Below are 15654 nucleotides of genomic sequence, written 5' to 3' on the forward strand. Positions count from 1 at the left end.
GCCGCTTCGTTCAGGGGGCGCGGAGGACGAGGGCGGTGTTCTGGCCGCCGAACCCGAACGACGTGCTGAGGGCCGTGCGCATCCGGACGGGACGGGGCGTCCCGGTGACGACGTCCAGTTCCGCGCCGGGTTCCTGGCGCGTCAGGTTCGCCGTCGGCGGGACCGTGCGGTGCTGGAGGCTCAGCAGGGTCAGTACGGCCTCGATGGCGCCCGCAGCGCCCAGGGCGTGGCCGATGACGCTCTTGTTGGCCGTCACCGGCGGGTCGTGCCGGAAGAGCCGGCGCAGCATGCGGGCCTCGGTGACGTCGTTGAGCGGGGTGGAGGTGGCGTGCGCGTTGACGTGGTCGATGTCGGCGGCCGTGCAGCCGGCGTCGGCCAGCGCCGCCAGCACCGCCGCCTCGGCCCCGCGCGCCTCCGGGTGCGGGGCGGCGGGGTGGTGGGCGTCGGCGCTGGCCCCGTAGCCGGCGAGGTAGCCGCGTACCGCCGCGCCGCGCCGGTGGGCGTCGTCGGTGCGTTCCAGGACCATCACGGCGGCCCCCTCGCCCGGGACGAAGCCGTCGCGTTCGACGTCGAAGGGCCGGGAGGCGGTGGCGGGGTCGGAGCGGCGTGACGACATGGCGCGCATCTGGCCGAAGCAGGTGGTCGTCATCCGGCTGCGGGCCGACTCGCTGCCGCCGGCCAGCACGATGTCGCAGCGGCCCGCCCGCAGCAGGTCCAGCGCGGTGCCCAGGGCGGTGGCCCCGGACGCGCAGGCGCTGCTGGTGGTGAAGTTGACGCCGTGCGCCCCGAGGTCGAGCGCCACCTCGGCCGCGGCCATGCTGGGCACGCTGCGGGTGACCTGGTACGGCGAGACCCGGTCGCCGCGGTTCTCGCGGAGGAGCCGGAAGGGTTCCTCGTAGGAGTGCAGGCTGTTGCTGCCCACGCCGAGGACGACGGCGACCCGGTCGCCGCGCCACCCCGTGGGGTCCAGTCCGGCGTCGTCCACCGCCTGCCGGGCGGCCACCACCGCCATCTGGGCGTAGGGGTCCAGGCGGCGCGCCGTGGCGTGCCCGAGGACCGTACGGGCCGAGAAGTCGGGAACCGCGCAGGAGAAGTCGGTGCGCAGCCCGGCGAGCACGGGGTCGGGGCGCGCCACCGAGGCGCCGCGCAGCAGGGTGGCCCAGCTCGAGTCGGGGCAGGTCCCCGCCGGGGACAGGAGCCCGACGCCGGTGACGGCGACGTCGCGCGTGCGCGGGTCCAACGGGGGGCCTCCGGAGGTGGGGCATGCACGGCCGTGCACGCCCGTCCGGCCGGTGGCGTCCCGGGACGGGGGTGCGTGGCGTTGTGCGGGGGTGGGGAACGGTCGGACCCTGCCTACCCCACGCCGGCCCGCGCCGGGCCCGGTCGGTCACCGCGACACGCGGGGTGACCTCACCGTTCACTCCAACGTGGGGTCGTGCCGGGCAGCATGCGGGAGGCGAGGCGGTCCTTGTCGGGCCAGCGGACGTCATGGGCCCAGCCGAGGCGTTCGAAGAGCCGGATGAGGGCGGCGGTGGCGTCGGGCTGTCCGCGCAGGGCGCCGTGCCGGGCGCTGGTGGGGTCGGCGTGGTGCAGGTTGTGCCAGCCCTCGCCGAAGGTGAGGAGGGCGACCCAGCCGGTGTCGCGCGACTGGTCACGGCTGCGGTAGTGCTGCGGGCCGAAGGCGTGGGCGAGGGAGTTGACCGACCAGGTGACGTGGTGGACGACGGCGTAGCGCACCAGGCTGCCCCAGAAGAAGGCGGTGGCGGCCCCCTGCCAGGACATGGTCCACAGTCCGCCGGCCAGCGGGGGAAGCGCGAACGACACCGTGACGGTTAGCCAGTACCAGCGGTCCAGCCGGCCGATGTCGGGGTCGTGGAGGATGTCGGGCGCGTAGTGGTCGAGGTCGGCGCGGCGCCGGCGGGCGAACCAGCCGATCTGCGCGTGCCACAGGCCGCGCAGCAGGGCGCGGCGCCCGGTGCCGAAGGCCCAGGGGGAATGGGGGTCGCCCGCACGGTCGGAGAACTGGTGGTGGCGGCGGTGCTCGGCGACCCAGAGCGAGACGGGTCCCTCCATCGCCATGCCGCCGGCCAGGGCGAGGGCGATGCGCAGGGGCCGTTTCGCCTTGAAGGACTGGTGGGTGAAGTGGCGGTGGTAGCCGGTGGAGATGCCCGCGATGGAGATCGCGTACATGACCAGCCCGAGGGCCAGGTCGAGGCCGCTCGCGCCCCAGTTCCACGCGAAGGGCAGGGCGGCCGCCAGGACGAGGAAGGGCAGGACGATGATGCCGACCAGGTAGCCGGTGTACTCGGCGCCCGACACCGGCACGGTGCCGGGCGGTGTGCCGGTGGGTGGGTCCCCCGGGTCGCCGGTGGCCGTCTTCGGGGGTTCGCCTCGTCGAAGCATGCGTGCGGCCTCCTGGACCGAGCGGGGCGGGTTCGGGTCCATGCTGGGGCCGCCGGTGGTGCGGCGGGGCGGCGGCGCGCGGCCGGGACGGCGTGCTGCGCGCATATTCACACCGCCGGCGCGGTCCGGGTGCGCCCCCGGGGGCGCCGTGCCGTAATGGGAGGGCATCCGCCGGCGACCGCTTCGGTGTCGCCCGATGACGTCTGGGTGGTCCCATGGAGTTCCTCGCGGCGTACGACGCGATCCCGCAGACCGACGCCGCGGGACGGGTGGGTCTGCTGAGGCGGCGGATGAAGGCGGACGGTCCGGCCCTGCTGCGTGAACTGCGGGCCGAGCGGCCGGTGTTCGACACACCGGCGGGCGTCTTCGTCACCCGGATGCCCGATGTGGTGGAGGTGCTGTCCACCCCCGAGGTGTTCACCGTCGGGGTGTACGGGCCGGTGCTGGAGGAGGCGCTGCACGGGCCGTTCATGCTGGCGCGGGACGGTGCCGACCTGCACGGGCACGACCGCGCGCACGCCCGGCTGATGCTGCCCGCGGAGGACTTCGGCCCGGTGCGCCGGCTGACCGCGCGGATCGCCGACGACGCCCTGGACCGTGCGGTGGCGGTGGCGCGGATCGAGGGGCGTACCACCTTCGACCACGTGCGGCAGTACGCGGCCCCGGTGGCCGCCCGGGTGGCGGTGGAGTACCTGGGCTTCACGGACGTGCCGGTGGAGGTGCTGCACACGCTGTCGCAGCGGGTGCAGCGGGCGGTGTTCGTGAACCAGGAGCGGGACCCGGAGGTGCACGCCTCGGGTGTCGCGGCCGGCAAGGAACTGCACGACATCGTGGCGGGCGTCATCCAGCGGCGCCGGGCCGCCGGGGCCGGGCCGGACGGCGCGTCCGGGGCGGCGGACGGCGGGACGGACGACGTCCTCGGCCGGATGCTGCGTACGGCCCTGCCGCCGGGGACCGGGCCGGAGCTGACCGACGAGCGCATCAACAACCAGCTCGTCGGCTTTCTGATCGGCTACCAGCAGAACGCCGCGCAGTGCGCGGTGACGGCCCTGAAGGAGCTGGCCGCACGCCCCGAGGAGCTGGCCCGGGCCGAGCGCGCGGCGGCCGAGGAGGACCCGGCGGGCTTCGACGGCTTCGTCTGGGAGGCCCTGCGGTTCCACCCCTTCGTGCCGTCGACGCCGCGGCTGTGCGTCCGCGAGCACGTGCTGGCCGCCGGGACCCCGCGCGCCACGCGGCTCGCCCCCGGCACCGTGGTGCACGCGCACATGGCGTCCGCGATGTTCGACGAGACGGTCGTCGAGGACCCGTACGCCTTCCGGCCGGACCGGACCCCGGTGCACAACATGGTGCTGGGGTACGGGGCGCACGAGTGCGTGGGCAAGTACCCGGCCCGGGCGATCGTCCCCGAGATGGTGCGGCGGGTGCTGCTGCGGCCAGGCATCAGGCCGCTGCCGGGCGCCGAGCGGGAGCTGGACTTCGCGGGCACGCCGTACCCCCAGCACTACACGGTGACGGCGGGCGCGATGCCGTCCTCGTGACGCTACCGCCCGCCGGGACCCGGTCACCGCGCCGGCGCGGCGGACATCCCTGCCACACACCCGACGCACCGCCACACCCGACGCACCTGACGCACCTGACGCACCGACGAGGGAGCAGGGACGGATGACCACCATCGCGCGCCGCGCGCGCACCGGGGCGGAGGACGGCCGCGACCCCTCCAGGGACGGGTTGCGCAACCGTGTGGAGGCGCACGTGCTCACGCACTACGCGCCCCTGTGGCGGGCCGTGCAGGGCAATCGGTGGCTGTACCGCAGGACCAACGCGGTGCTGACGGACCTCGCCATCCTCAAGGCGCCGCCCCGGCCCAACCCGCTGAGCACGCTGGCGCCCTACACCTCGTGGGTCTCCCTGACGGACCGGTCGTACGTGGGCCGGCACCTGCCCCCGGACAGCGCGCCGCACCCGGGCCGCCCGACCCCGCACCGGGCGGCCGAGCTGTTCCGCCGGGACGGCGAGGGCCGGTCCTGCGCCCGGTCGACGGCACTGCTGCCGGCCTTCGCCCAGTGGTTCACGGACGGGTTCCTGCGGGGGCACGGCAGGGGCGGCGACCCGCGGCGCACCGACTCGCCGCACACCATCGACATGGTGCAGCTCTACGGCGCGACCCAGGAGATGACGGCCTGCCTGCGGGAGTTCGAGGGCGGCCGGCTGAAGAGCCGGACCGTCAACGGCGGGGAGTTCCCTCCCCTGCTGTGCGACGGCGGGCGGATCAAGGCGGAGTTCGGCGCCCTCAGGCCGGCGCGGTGGGAGGACGTGCCGGAGCCACTGCGCGACACGGTCTTCGCGTCGGGCGGCGACCGGGCGCACGCCCACCTCGGGCCCATGCTCGTCAACGTGCTCTTCCTGCGGGAGCACAACCGGATCGCGGGCCTGCTGGAGCGCGCGCACCCGTCGTGGGACGACGAACGCGTCTTCCAGACCACCCGCAACATCCTGGTGGTGATGACGATCCGGCTGGTGCTGGAGGAGTACATCAACCACCTGACGCCGTTCCACTTCCGGTTCCGGCTCGATCCGCGGCGCACGGTGAAGTCGAGCTGGCACCGGGAGAACTGGTCGACGATCGAGTTCAGCCTGGTGTACCGCTGGCACAGCCTGATCCCGTCGTCGTACCGGATCGCGGGCGAGGACGTGCCCCTGATGCACACCCTCGCCAACGGCCGCGTCATCGAGGAGCGCGGCATGGGGCCGCTCTTCGACGACCTGTCGCGCCAGCCCGCCGGCCGGATGGGACTGTTCAACACCGACCCCCTGCTGCTGCCCGTCGAGGCCCGGAGCGTCGAGGTCGGCCGGGAGCTGGAGGTGGCCTCGTACAACGACTACCGGGAGCACTTCGGCTTCCCCCGGGCGACCGACCTGCGCCAGGTGTCCGGGGACCCGGTGGTGCGGGAGGCGCTGCACGACCTGTACGGCGGCGTCGACGAGCTGGACCTGTACGTGGGCCTCTTCGCCGAGGACGCCCGGCACGGCAGCCTCTTCGGCAACCTGCTCGGGCGGATCATCGGGATCGACGCGTTCTCCGAGGCCCTCACAAATCCGTTGCTCTCCCCTCGGCTCTTCACCCCGGCCACGTTCTCGCCGGAGGGGATGGAGATCCTGCGCCGGACGCGTTCGCTGTCCGACGTCGTCCACCGCAACCTGCCGGAGGACGACGGGCGCCACCTGGTGTCGCTCGGGGTGAAGCACGCGCGGTAGGCGGGGCGTTCGCTCAGGGGCGCACCCACCGGCGGCCGCGTCGCGCGGTCGCCCGCAGTTCCCCGACCGTGGCGATCTTCACCCGGGTCCGGCCCTCGCGCTCGCCCGCGGCGAGCTCGGCCCGGTCGATGGCGGCCATCCCCCGGGCGTCGACGACGTCGCCGACACGGCCGCGCAGCAGCCGGCGGAAGTCCTTCGCGGTACGGGCCGGTTCGGGCAGCGCCCCGGCGACGGCGTCGGCGAGCAGGGTCCCGACGGTCTCGGCGGCGCAGGTGCGGTTGGTCCCGATGCCGCCCGAGGGGCCGCGCTTGACCCAGCCGACGACGTAGGTGCCCGGCGGGCCCGGTACGCGCCCCGCCCGGTGCGGCACGGTCCCGGTGGCGTCGTCGAAGGGCAGCCCCGGCACCGGTACCCCGCGGTACCCGACCGCCCGCAGCACCATGCCCGCCGGAACGTCCGCCGGGGCGGCGGGGCCCGTGACCCGTACGGCGGCGACGGCGCCGTCGCCGAGGACCGCCACGGGCGCGGAGTGGAAGCGGAACACGATGCGGCGTCCGGGCGGCGGGGGGCGCGTCCAGTCGACCGGTTCGCGGGGGACGTCCCGGAGGAGCGCGGCCTTCTCGCCGGGCCGGGCGCCGTCGACGGCCCGGGCGACGCGCGGGTCATGGTCGTCGACGACCAGCCGCACGCCGTCCAGGTGCGTCAGGGCCCGCAGCTCGGAGGCGGTGTACGCGGCGTCCTCGGGGCCCCGGCGCCCGAGGAGCACGACCTCGCGGGCCCGGGCCGCGCGCAGGGCGGTCAGCGCGTGGTCGGCGATGTCGGTACGGGCGAGCGTGTCGGGGGCGGACACCAGGATCCGGGCGATGTCGAGGGCGACGTTGCCGTTGCCGACCACGACGACGCGTTCGCCGGCCGGCCGGACCGTGTCGGCCGGGACGTCGGGGTGGGCGTTGTACCAGGAGACGAACGTGGTGGCGGAGTGGCTGCCGGTCAGGTCCTCCCCCGGGATCCCGAGGCCGCGGTCGGCCGGGGCCCCCACGGCGTAGACGACGGCGTGGTGGTGCGCGGCGAGTTCCTCCGCCGTGACGTCCCGGCCCACGTCGACGCCCAGGTGCGTCCGGGCGCGGGGGTGGGAGCGGAAGCGGGCGAAGGCGTCGCCGATCCGCTTGGTCCCCGGGTGGTCGGGGGCGACGCCGTACCGTACGAGCCCGCCGGCGACGGGCAGCCGGTCGATCAGGGTCACTTCGGCGTTGGTGTGCAGGAGCAGGTCCTCGGCGGCGTACATGCCGGCCGGGCCGGTGCCGACGACGGCGACGCGGATGGGGGCGAAGTCGGCGGGGAGGCCGCGTGCGAAGTCCGGTCCGCCCCAGGGGTGGAGGGTGGGTCCGGTGGCGGGCAGGGGCGGCGGGCGGTCCTGGTAGTACGCCGCGTTGACGGCCGCGAAGTCCGCTTGCGGTGCGGGCAGGGCGTCGGCCGGGAACACCGCGTCGACCGGGCAGGCGTCGGCGCAGGCGCCGCAGTCGATGCAGGACCGCGGGTCGACGTAGAGCATCTCGGTGGTGCCGAACTCCGGTTCGTCCGGGGTCGGGTGGATGCAGTTCACGGGGCAGACGGCGACGCAGGTGGCGTCGGCGCAGCAGGTCTGGGTGATGGCGTAGGTCATGTCGTCCGCTCGGTCCGGCCGCGGTCAGATCAGGTGGGCGCGCTTGTAGAACACCAGGGCCGGTTTGGTGAGCAGCCCGGCCGAGGCGAGGAACTCCATGAGGCCGGCGCAACTCGACCGCATCAGGGCCTTGTGGTGCTCGTTGGCCGCGGCTTCGCGGACGGCGCGCTTCCGGTCGAGTCCGGTCCGGGCGTACACGTCCTTGTTCACCATGCTGGTGACGATGATGTAGGAGGCGATCGCGACGAGGACCGCGTGGACGCGGCGGCGCAGCCGTCCGGCGCGGGCGAGGCGCTTGCGCGTCTCGTCGCGGGCGAACTTCATGTGCCGTGACTCCTCGACGACATGGATGTTGTTGATGGTGCGGACGAAGGGCACGACCCGCTCGTCGCGCATCCAGTCGCGCTGCATGACGTCGAGCACCTCCTCGGCGACGAGGATGGCGGCGTACGCGGCCTCTCCGAAGGCGAGGGTCTTGAAGACCCTGCCGAGTTCGACCGCGACACGGTGCGGGCGGTAGGCGGGTGCCCCCAGCTTCTGCGCGCCGCGCGCGAACATGATGGAGTGCCGGCACTCGTCGGCGATCTCGGTGAGCGCCCACTGGAAGCGGGGGTCGGTCGGGTCCTTGGCGTAGATGTCGCGGAGCACCATCTGCTGGAGGATCATCTCGAACCAGATGCCGGTGCTGGCCACCGAGGCGGCTTCCTGGCGCGTCAGTTCCTTGCGTTGCGCCTCGGTCATCTCCCGCCAGTAGGCGGTGCCGTAGAGGGTGCTCCACTCGGGGCTGGCGCCGTGGAAGTCCTTGTCCAGCGGCGTGTCCCAGTCCACCTCGGTGGCCGGGTCGTACGACAGCGTCGCCGCCGAGTCGAGCAGGCGGCGGGCGACCTCGGGTGCGTGGGGTCCGTTCCGGTTCTCCGGCCGGACGGTGCTGCTGGCCATGCTGGTGCTCCTCGAATCGAGCGGGATCCCCCGCTTGTTAGACAAGATGTAAGCAAGCCGTCGCACGGACCGTACAGCAGGAGGGCCGCCCCGGCCTACCCCCCGGTAGAAATCTCCACGAGGCCGCCGCGCCGCCCCCGGGTCAGCCCCGGTGGCCCCAGTCGAGGCGGTCGGCCAGCCCGGCAGCGGTGAACGCGGCCAGCAGCGCGTCACGCCCCTCGGTGAAGTGCGCCCAGCCGTCGTAGTGCACGGGGACGACCCGGCGCGCCCCGAGGACGCGGGCGGCCTCGGCGGCCTGGACGCTGTCCAGCACCAGCAGCCCGCCGTCGTAGAGGACCGGGAAGCGGGGCGCCCCGGCGAAGAGCACGGCGGTGTCCACGGGGCCGAAGCGGTCGGCTATCGACCGGACCGCTTCGAGCGAGGCGTTGTCGCCGCTGACGTAGACCGTGGGGAGCCCCTCCCCGGTGAGGACGAAGCCGACGACCTGCCCGGTGACGCTCTCGACCTCCTCGCGGGAGCCGGGCCCGTGGACGGCGGGGACGCCGGTCACGGTGAGCGTGCCACCGCCGGGGCGGTCCAGCTCGACGGACTCCCAGTCGGCCAGCCCCCGGGCGCCGAGGCGCCGGCCGCCGCCCGGAGTGGTGAGGACGAGGGGCACGTCGGCCAGCAGCGCCCGGCCGGAGGTGTCGAGGTTGTCGGCGTGCTCGTCGTGGGACAGCAGGACCACGTCGACCGGGCCGAGGCCGGCCGGAGCGGCGGCGGGTGCGGCGGTCTTGGTCAGCACGGGGCGGCCCGGCGTCCCGTAGTCACCGGGGGCGTCGAAGGTCGGGTCGGTCAGGAAGCGCAGGCCGCCGTACTCGAAGAGGGCGGTCGGGCCCCCGAACACCCGGACGGGAAAACGCGCTTCAACGGTCGCAGCAGAAGAGGGCATGACAGTTCCTCACGGTTGAAATCAACTCTATCCATGAGAGGACAGTAGACGTTTCTCACGGATGACGACAAGGCGTACCATGAGACCCATGAGTGGAATCCCGACGGCCGAGCCCGCCCCGCCGCCCGCGCCGGGCGAGGAGCGGCACCTCTCCCTCGCCCTGGCCAACAGCGCCGTCGCACTGCCCGGCGGGCAGTTCACCGACCTGCTGGGCACCCCGGCGGCGGCCAACCGGTGGCTCCTCGACCGCGGGCTGGCCCCGGCCGACGCCGGGATGCGGGAGATGTGCGCGTCGCAGCTCCGCTCGCTCCGGGAGCAGGTCAGATCGCTGCTCGCGTCCCGGGTCGCCGCGGTGCCCGCGCTCCCCGCCGCCGTCGGCGCCCTCAACGACGCCATGAACCGGGTGCCCACGGCCCCGCTGTTGCAGTGGGACGACAGGAAGGGCCCCTACCGGGTGGCCCCGCACCCCACCACCCAGATCGTGGACCACGCGGTGGCGACCCTGGCAGCCGACGCCGCCGACCTGCTCACCGGCCCCGACGCCGAGCGCCTCACCGCCTGCGGCTCACCGCCCTGCAACCGGTTCCTGATCCGCCACGGACGCCGCCACTGGTGCTCCACCCGGTGCGGCGACCGCGCCCGCGCCGCCCGCGCCTACGCCCGCCGCACCGGCACCGGCTCGGGCGCCGGCTCCGGCCCGGGCGCCGACTCCGGCTCCGGCCCGGGCTCCGGGGAGGAGTGAACGTGGCACGCGGCACCCGGCCCGGCGCCGGGACGGGACGGGCGGGCGGCACCTGGGCCGCGGCCCTGGGACTCGTCCTGCTCGTACCGCTGCTCGGCGGCTGCGACGCCCTGGTCACCGACAAAACGCCCGGCCGTGTCAAGGACGGCACCGCCGCCCTCGACCTCACGGTCACCGGGCGCCCCACCCCCGGCAGCCTCGCCACCACCGAGCACGTGCTGGCCCGTCTGAAGGACGGGGACGCCGCCGGCCTGGCCGAACTCGCCGGGGACGGGGGCGGCACGGAGGACGACGCCGAGCGCTGGGTCGCCCGCTGGCACGACGCCGCACGGCGCCCGGGCACGGCCGCGTTCTCCCCGGGCGGGAAGGAGGCGTACGTGGAGGTCCGCTTCCCCGGTGAACGCGCGCCCCTGGAGCTGCGGTTGCTGCCGGAGGACGAGGGCGCCCCCTACGACGACCGGTACGTGGTCGTCCTCCGCGACGGCGCCTGACCCGGCGCCCGGCGCCCCCCGGCGCACCGGGTCCGGCACGCGCCCCGTCACACCCCTCCGGGCGGGCGCGGGTCCCCCCGGGCGGCGGACATGGCCGGTCGACGTCTTTGTCCCGGCCGTGCCGCGGTCCCACAGTGGTGGACGGCACCGGTGGGCGTACCGCCGGCGCCCGGCACGGCGGGACACGCGTACGGCTGGAACCGAGGAGAGGCCATGGTCGGCGTTCTGCGGCGCACCCTGGGCACTGTCGTCCGCCCCGGTGAGGATTCCGCACCGTGGACGTACTCCACCGCCGCCGTGTGCGCGGCCGCGTTCGTCGGGTCCGGTTACCTGCTGCCCGTACTGGGGGCGGTGGGCGGGCTGCGGCACCCGGCGGTCGCGCTGGTCGCGTACTGCGCGCTTTCGGCCACCCTGGGGCTGCGGGCCCACCCCCGGGCGGTCCCCCTCTGCACCGCGGTGTGCTGGCTCTTCTACGACGGCTTCGTCGTCCACCAGCAGGGCGAGCTGGCGTGGCAGGGCCTGACCGACGCCTACCGGATCGGGCTGCTCACCGCCGCCGCCCTCCTCGGTACGGCCGTGGCCCGCGCCGGCCGGGCGCGGGACGTGCGCCGGGGTCAGCCGGCGACGAGGGTGACCGGCAGACTGTCGTAGGCGGCGACGAAGTTCGACGCCCGGCGGGCCGGGGCGCCCGCCGGGCGGATGCGGGCGACCCGCTCCAGCAGTGCCCCGAAGACCAGGCGCATCTGGGTGCGGGCCAGGGCCGCGCCCATGCAGAAGTGCCGGCCGCTGGTGAACGCCAGGTGCGGGTTGTCGGCGCGGTCGACCCGGAAGTCGTCGGCGTCGGGGAAGACGTCCTCGTCGCGGTTGGCCGACGGCAGCCACAGGCACAGCAGGTCGCCCGGCTCCAGGCGGGTACCGCCCAGCACGGCCGGGGACGTCACCGTCCGCACCAGGTGCAGGGGCGGGGTGGTGTGGCGCAGGACCTCCTCGACGGCCCGGTCCAGGTGCTCGGGGTGGTCCCGCAGCCACTGCCACTGCTCGGGGTGCCGGGCGAACGCGGCCACTCCCGCCGCCGTGGCGTTCTTGGTGGTCTCGTTGCCCCCGATGGCGAGGTTGAGGCAGTTCAGCAGCACTTCCTCGCGGGTGAGACGGTCGCCGTCGATCTCCCCTTCCAGCAGCCGGCGCACCAGCCCGTCGGCGGCCAGGAGGTCCTCGTCCTCGATCAGACCGGCCAGGTGCGCGAGGAGCTGCCCGTTGGCGGTGGCCGTCGACCGGCGCCGGGCCGTCAGGTCACCGGCGGCCGGGTCGTGCGCGGCGAGGGAGCCGCACACCGCGCGGCTCGCGTGCTCGGACAGGGGCCGCCACTCCGGCTCGGGCAGGCCGAGCAGCAGCCCCGTCGCCGCCGCCGGTACGCGGGCGCTGACGGCCGCCACGAAGTCGGTCCGCCCGGCCCGCACCGCGTCCTCGACCCACCGGTCGACGTACCGGCGCAGCACCCCGTCCATCGTGTGCGCGGCCGAGCGGGTCAGCCCGCCGCTGACCAGCCGGCGCAGCCGCCGGTGGCGCGGCGGATCGGTGAGCTCGATCATCCGGCCGGCCGCCGCGTCCCGTTCGCCGAGCGCGGTGTCCAGTGTCATGCCCCATTCGGAGCTGTACGTGGCCGAGTCCCGCAGGACCGCGTCGACGTCGGCGTGGCGGGTCACCGAGTGGAACCCGGGCGCGCCGTCCCGCTCCTGGTGGTGCAGACCGTCGCGGCGGCGCAGCGCTGCCCACAGCTCGTGCGGCGGCTCGGGCAGGAAGGTGCGGGGATCGGTCAGGTCCGGGACGGGCGGGGGGAGAACGGTCACGGTCGTCCTCTCACGGGGCGGGGATGAAGCCGGAGGCGTGGAACCGGCGGATGTAGGCGTCCAGGAGGCGGGCGTCGACCGGTGGGCAGGTCAGGCCGCTCCCCGCCAGGTCGGTCTCCAGGCCGGTACGGTCCAGCAGCGGCGCGTGGCCGGCGGTGGACAGCTCCTGCACCGTGACCGTGGTGCCGCCGGCGGTGGTCCCGGTGGTGAACAGTTCGGCGAACGGGCTGAAGGGGTGCGACGGCCGCCGCGCCAGCTCGGCGGTCATGGCGTCCACCCATTCCCGGTAGCCGACGGTGCGGATCCGGTGCCCGTGGGCGCGCAGCCGGTCCACCATGGTGCCGAGCACGGCGGGCCGCGGGTTGGTCAGGTGGTAGGTCCGGCCCACCGCCCGCCGGTGCGTGGCGAGGTGGACGACGGCTCCGGCGACGAAGTCGGCCGGCACCAGGTTCAGCGGGAGGTCGAGATCCGGGGCCAGACCGGTCTCGGTGATGACGCGGAAGAACTCGCACAGTGCCGCGCCGCTGTTCCAGGTGTGGCCGGTGGTGTCGCCCGACACCTCGTACGGCCGGTGGACGGTGACGGGCAGACCGGCGCGGCCCGCGCCCCGGACGAGTTCCTCGCCGACCCACTTGCTCTCGGTGTACCCCATGGACAGCAGCTCGACGTGGTCGAGCGGCGTCCGCTCGGTGACCGTCCGCAGGCCCGCGGCGCCCATGCCGTGGACCACCGCCACGGTGGACACGTGGTGCAGCGGGACCGCGCGGCGGGCCGCCAGGGCGATGACCTCGCGGGTGCCGTACACGTTGGCGGCGCGCAGCTTCTCGTACGGGTACAGGAAGTTGACCTCGGCCCCGCAGTGGTGGACCACGTCGGCGCGGGCGGCCTGCTCCTCCCAGTCCCGTTCGCCCAGGCCCAGGCGGGGCAGGGTGAGGTCCCCGACGAGCGGGCGCACCCGGTGCGCGGGCAGCGGCCGGGTGATGCCGTAGCGCGCCTGGGCCCGGACGAGGCGGTCCAGGGCGTGCGCGGAGTCCCGGGCACGGACCAGGGCGTGGACGTCGGCGTCCGTACGGTCCAGCAGTTCACGCAGCAGATAGGCGCCGACGAACCCGGTGGCTCCGGTGAGGAACACGTGCCGGGGGGCCCGCCACCGCGGGCGGGGGGCGGCGCCGGTGACCGGCGGCATGTCCCAGTGGAGGTCGGGGCGCCAGCGGTCCACGGGCGCGGTCCGCGGTCCACGCGCCCCGGGATCACCCGGGTCGCCGGGAACCCCGGTGTCACCGGGATCCCGGGTGTCGCCGGCGACGGCTTCGACGGCGGCGGTGAAGGCCCGTACGGTCGGCTCGTCCAGCAGCCGGGTGACCAGCTCGTAGCCGTGCCGCTGGTCGATGCCCAGGGCCTTGCGCACGCGGGCCACGAGCCGGACCGCCAGGAGCGAACTGCCGCCGCACGCGAAGAAGTCGTCGTCCGGTTCGGCCCGGCCCAGTGGCAGGAGGTCCGCCCAGGCCGCCGCGACCGCGGCGGCCACGGAACCCGGCCCGGCGCCGTGCCCGCCGGGAGCCTCCGGGTCCGGGCCGGCGGCGCCGGTGCCGGCGACGCGGGCGGGGGCGGGGGCCGCGGGTGCCGGGAGGGCGGCACGGTCCACCTTGCCGCTCGGGGCGAGGGGCAGCCGGTCGAGCACGGTGAAGGTGGCCGGGACCATGAACGCCGGCAGCGCCTCGGTGAGGAACGTCCGCAACTCCGGTGCGGCGGGGGGCCGTCCGGGCCCGGCGGGGGTGACGTAGGCGTGCAGGGCGCGGCTGGTGCCGTCCTCGCGGGCCACCACGACCGCGTCCCCCACCTGGGGATGCCGGGTCAGGGCGGTGCGGACCTCCTCCGGTTCGACGCGGAAGCCCCTGACCTTGACCTGGTCGTCCCGGCGCTCGCAGAACTCGATCACCCCGTCGGCGCGGCGGCGCACGAAGTCACCGGTGCGGTACACCCGTCGCGGTCCGCCGCCCGGGGGTACGCCGGGTCCGGTGACGGGGTCCGACGCGGACGCCGGGTCCAGGGTGACGAACCGGCGGGCGGTCCCGTCCGGATCGTTGAGGTACCCGTGGGCGACGCCGCCCCCGCCGATGCACAGCTCGCCCACCTCGCCCGTCGCGGCGGGCTTCCCGTCCTCGCCGAGGACATGGCAGACGGTGTCGGCGATCGGGCGGCCGACCGGGACGCACGTCGCGTCGGCGGCCACCCGGGTGACCTCGTGGGCGAGCGCCACACAGGCCGCCTCGGTGGGCCCGTACGCGTTGACCAGGTGCCGGGGCCTGCCCCGTGCGAGGACGCGGCGGGCGGCGTCGGGCCGCAGCGCCTCACCGCCCGTCACCACGTAGCGCAGCCCCGCGAACGTCTCCGGCCGCTCCCGGGCCACCAGGTGGAAGAGGCCGGTGGTCAGGAACAGCACGGTGATGCCCTCGTGCACGACGAACCGGTGCAGCGCGTGCGGCGCCAGCAGCACCTCCGAGGCCACCGGCACCAGGCAGGCACCGTTCAGCAGGGCCGGCCACGTCTCCAGCACCGAGGCGTCGAACGACAGGGCCGCCGCGTGCATCACCCGGTCCTCGGGGCGGACGTCCAGGAAGCCGTTGCCGAGCGCGAGCCTCGCCACCCCGCGCTGGGGCACCGCGACCGCCTTGGGGCGCCCCGTGGTGCCCGAGGTGAACATCACGTACGCGGGCGTCGTCGCCGCCGCGCGGGGCGGGGCGGGCGGGCCGGACGCCGCCGCCGCACGGGAGCCGCCGGCGTCCAGGACGTCCTGGTGGTCCAGCACCGGCACCCGGCCGGTCCCGGCCCGGTCCGTCCCCGGCAGCCGGACCACCACCGCCGCGCCGGCGTCCTCCAGCATGGCGTCCAGCCGGTCGGCCGGGAGCGACGCGTCCAGGGGCAGGTACGGGGCGCCGGCGTACGCGGCACCCAGGATCGCCACGCAGGACTCCGGTCCGCGCCGGCCCATGACGCCGACGACGGACCCCGGCCCCACCCCGTACGCCATGAGCCCCCGCGCGAACCGCTCGGCGAGCGCGGCCAGTTCGGCGTACGTGTGGCTCACCTCGCGCCCGGCCACCGCGCACCGCCGCGGGTGGGCGCGCGCCACGTCGGCGAACAGGTCCGCCAGTGACCGCTCGTAGGGGCCGGGGGTCGCGGGCGGGCGGGTGCCGGTGTACGTGTCCGCCGCTCGTGTCGCGCCGTCGGTGGTCATCGGACCGCTCCCCTCCCGGCCGCCTCCGCCGGTCTGCCGCCGTCATGATCGCGCCGCCCGTGCGGCCGACGGGATCGTACGGTCGCGGGGCGGCCGCGCGGCGGGCGCGCGGGGCGGGATCACCGGGCGGCACGGCCGCGCGGGA

Annotated in this window: 12 protein-coding genes; 5 read left to right on the forward strand and 7 right to left on the reverse strand. The window is 75.4% G+C overall.

The genetic code is table 11. The features are described 5' to 3' along the window. Nucleotides 1-10 precede the first annotated feature (10 nt). Both ACZ7LK_RS13450 and ACZ7LK_RS13455 read right to left on the reverse strand, forming a co-directional pair. A complete protein-coding gene (locus tag ACZ7LK_RS13450; protein ID WP_469465125.1) occupies nucleotides 11-1240 on the reverse strand; it encodes a beta-ketoacyl-[acyl-carrier-protein] synthase family protein in 1230 nt (409 codons plus the stop codon). A 170-nt stretch (nucleotides 1241-1410) separates the two neighbouring features. Beyond that, nucleotides 1411-2403 (reverse strand): acyl-CoA desaturase, encoded by a 993-nt coding sequence (locus ACZ7LK_RS13455; protein ID WP_392272740.1) that lies wholly within the window; start codon nucleotides 2401-2403, stop codon nucleotides 1411-1413. Nucleotides 2404-2618: 215 nt separating this feature from the next. Between ACZ7LK_RS13455 and ACZ7LK_RS13460 the strand changes: the two genes are divergently transcribed. Together ACZ7LK_RS13460 and ACZ7LK_RS13465 are read left to right on the forward strand one after the other, a co-directional pair. After that, entirely contained in the window at nucleotides 2619-3941 is a 1323-nt protein-coding gene (locus tag ACZ7LK_RS13460; RefSeq protein ID WP_471140404.1) for a cytochrome P450, read from the forward strand. A gap of 124 nt (nucleotides 3942-4065) precedes the next feature. Then, nucleotides 4066-5658 (forward strand): peroxidase family protein, encoded by a 1593-nt coding sequence (locus ACZ7LK_RS13465; protein WP_471140407.1) that lies wholly within the window; start codon nucleotides 4066-4068, stop codon nucleotides 5656-5658. Between the two features lie 13 nt (nucleotides 5659-5671). Here the strand turns inward: ACZ7LK_RS13465 and ACZ7LK_RS13470 are convergent, their stop codons facing one another. The 3 genes from ACZ7LK_RS13470 to ACZ7LK_RS13480 all read right to left on the reverse strand — a co-directional run bounded on the left by ACZ7LK_RS13470 (nucleotide 5672) and on the right by ACZ7LK_RS13480 (nucleotide 9191). Continuing rightward, nucleotides 5672-7321, reverse strand: coding sequence for an FAD-dependent oxidoreductase (locus ACZ7LK_RS13470; RefSeq protein ID WP_471140410.1), 1650 nt, complete (start codon nucleotides 7319-7321; stop codon nucleotides 5672-5674). Nucleotides 7322-7345: 24 nt separating this feature from the next. Then, complete coding sequence (locus ACZ7LK_RS13475; RefSeq protein ID WP_471140413.1) at nucleotides 7346-8260, reverse strand: AurF N-oxygenase family protein; 915 nt, start codon at nucleotides 8258-8260, stop codon at nucleotides 7346-7348. A 142-nt stretch (nucleotides 8261-8402) separates the two neighbouring features. After that, the gene (locus ACZ7LK_RS13480; protein WP_469461933.1) at nucleotides 8403-9191 is read right to left on the reverse strand and encodes an MBL fold metallo-hydrolase; all 789 of its coding nucleotides are present in this window, start codon (nucleotides 9189-9191) and stop codon (nucleotides 8403-8405) included. Nucleotides 9192-9279: 88 nt separating this feature from the next. Between ACZ7LK_RS13480 and ACZ7LK_RS13485 the strand changes: the two genes are divergently transcribed. From ACZ7LK_RS13485 to ACZ7LK_RS13495, 3 genes are all read left to right on the forward strand, one after another. Further along, nucleotides 9280-9933 (forward strand): ABATE domain-containing protein, encoded by a 654-nt coding sequence (locus ACZ7LK_RS13485; protein WP_469461932.1) that lies wholly within the window; start codon nucleotides 9280-9282, stop codon nucleotides 9931-9933. Nucleotides 9934-9935: 2 nt separating this feature from the next. After that, a complete protein-coding gene (locus tag ACZ7LK_RS13490; protein ID WP_392272733.1) occupies nucleotides 9936-10424 on the forward strand; it encodes a hypothetical protein in 489 nt (162 codons plus the stop codon). A 213-nt stretch (nucleotides 10425-10637) separates the two neighbouring features. Further along, nucleotides 10638-11075: a hypothetical protein gene (locus ACZ7LK_RS13495; protein ID WP_392272732.1), complete on the forward strand. Its 438-nt coding sequence runs from the start codon at nucleotides 10638-10640 to the stop codon at nucleotides 11073-11075. Here the strand turns inward: ACZ7LK_RS13495 and ACZ7LK_RS13500 are convergent. Both ACZ7LK_RS13500 and ACZ7LK_RS13505 read right to left on the reverse strand, forming a co-directional pair. Then, on the reverse strand, nucleotides 11039-12271 hold the full coding sequence (locus ACZ7LK_RS13500; protein ID WP_392272731.1) for a cytochrome P450: 1233 nt from the start codon (nucleotides 12269-12271) through the stop codon (nucleotides 11039-11041). The genes ACZ7LK_RS13495 and ACZ7LK_RS13500 overlap by 37 nt on opposite strands. A 10-nt stretch (nucleotides 12272-12281) precedes the next feature. Next, complete coding sequence (locus ACZ7LK_RS13505; RefSeq protein WP_471140419.1) at nucleotides 12282-15509, reverse strand: non-ribosomal peptide synthetase; 3228 nt, start codon at nucleotides 15507-15509, stop codon at nucleotides 12282-12284. Between the last annotated feature and the right edge of the window lie 145 nt (nucleotides 15510-15654).

The organism is Streptomyces sp. NPDC039423, from assembly GCF_055598725.1.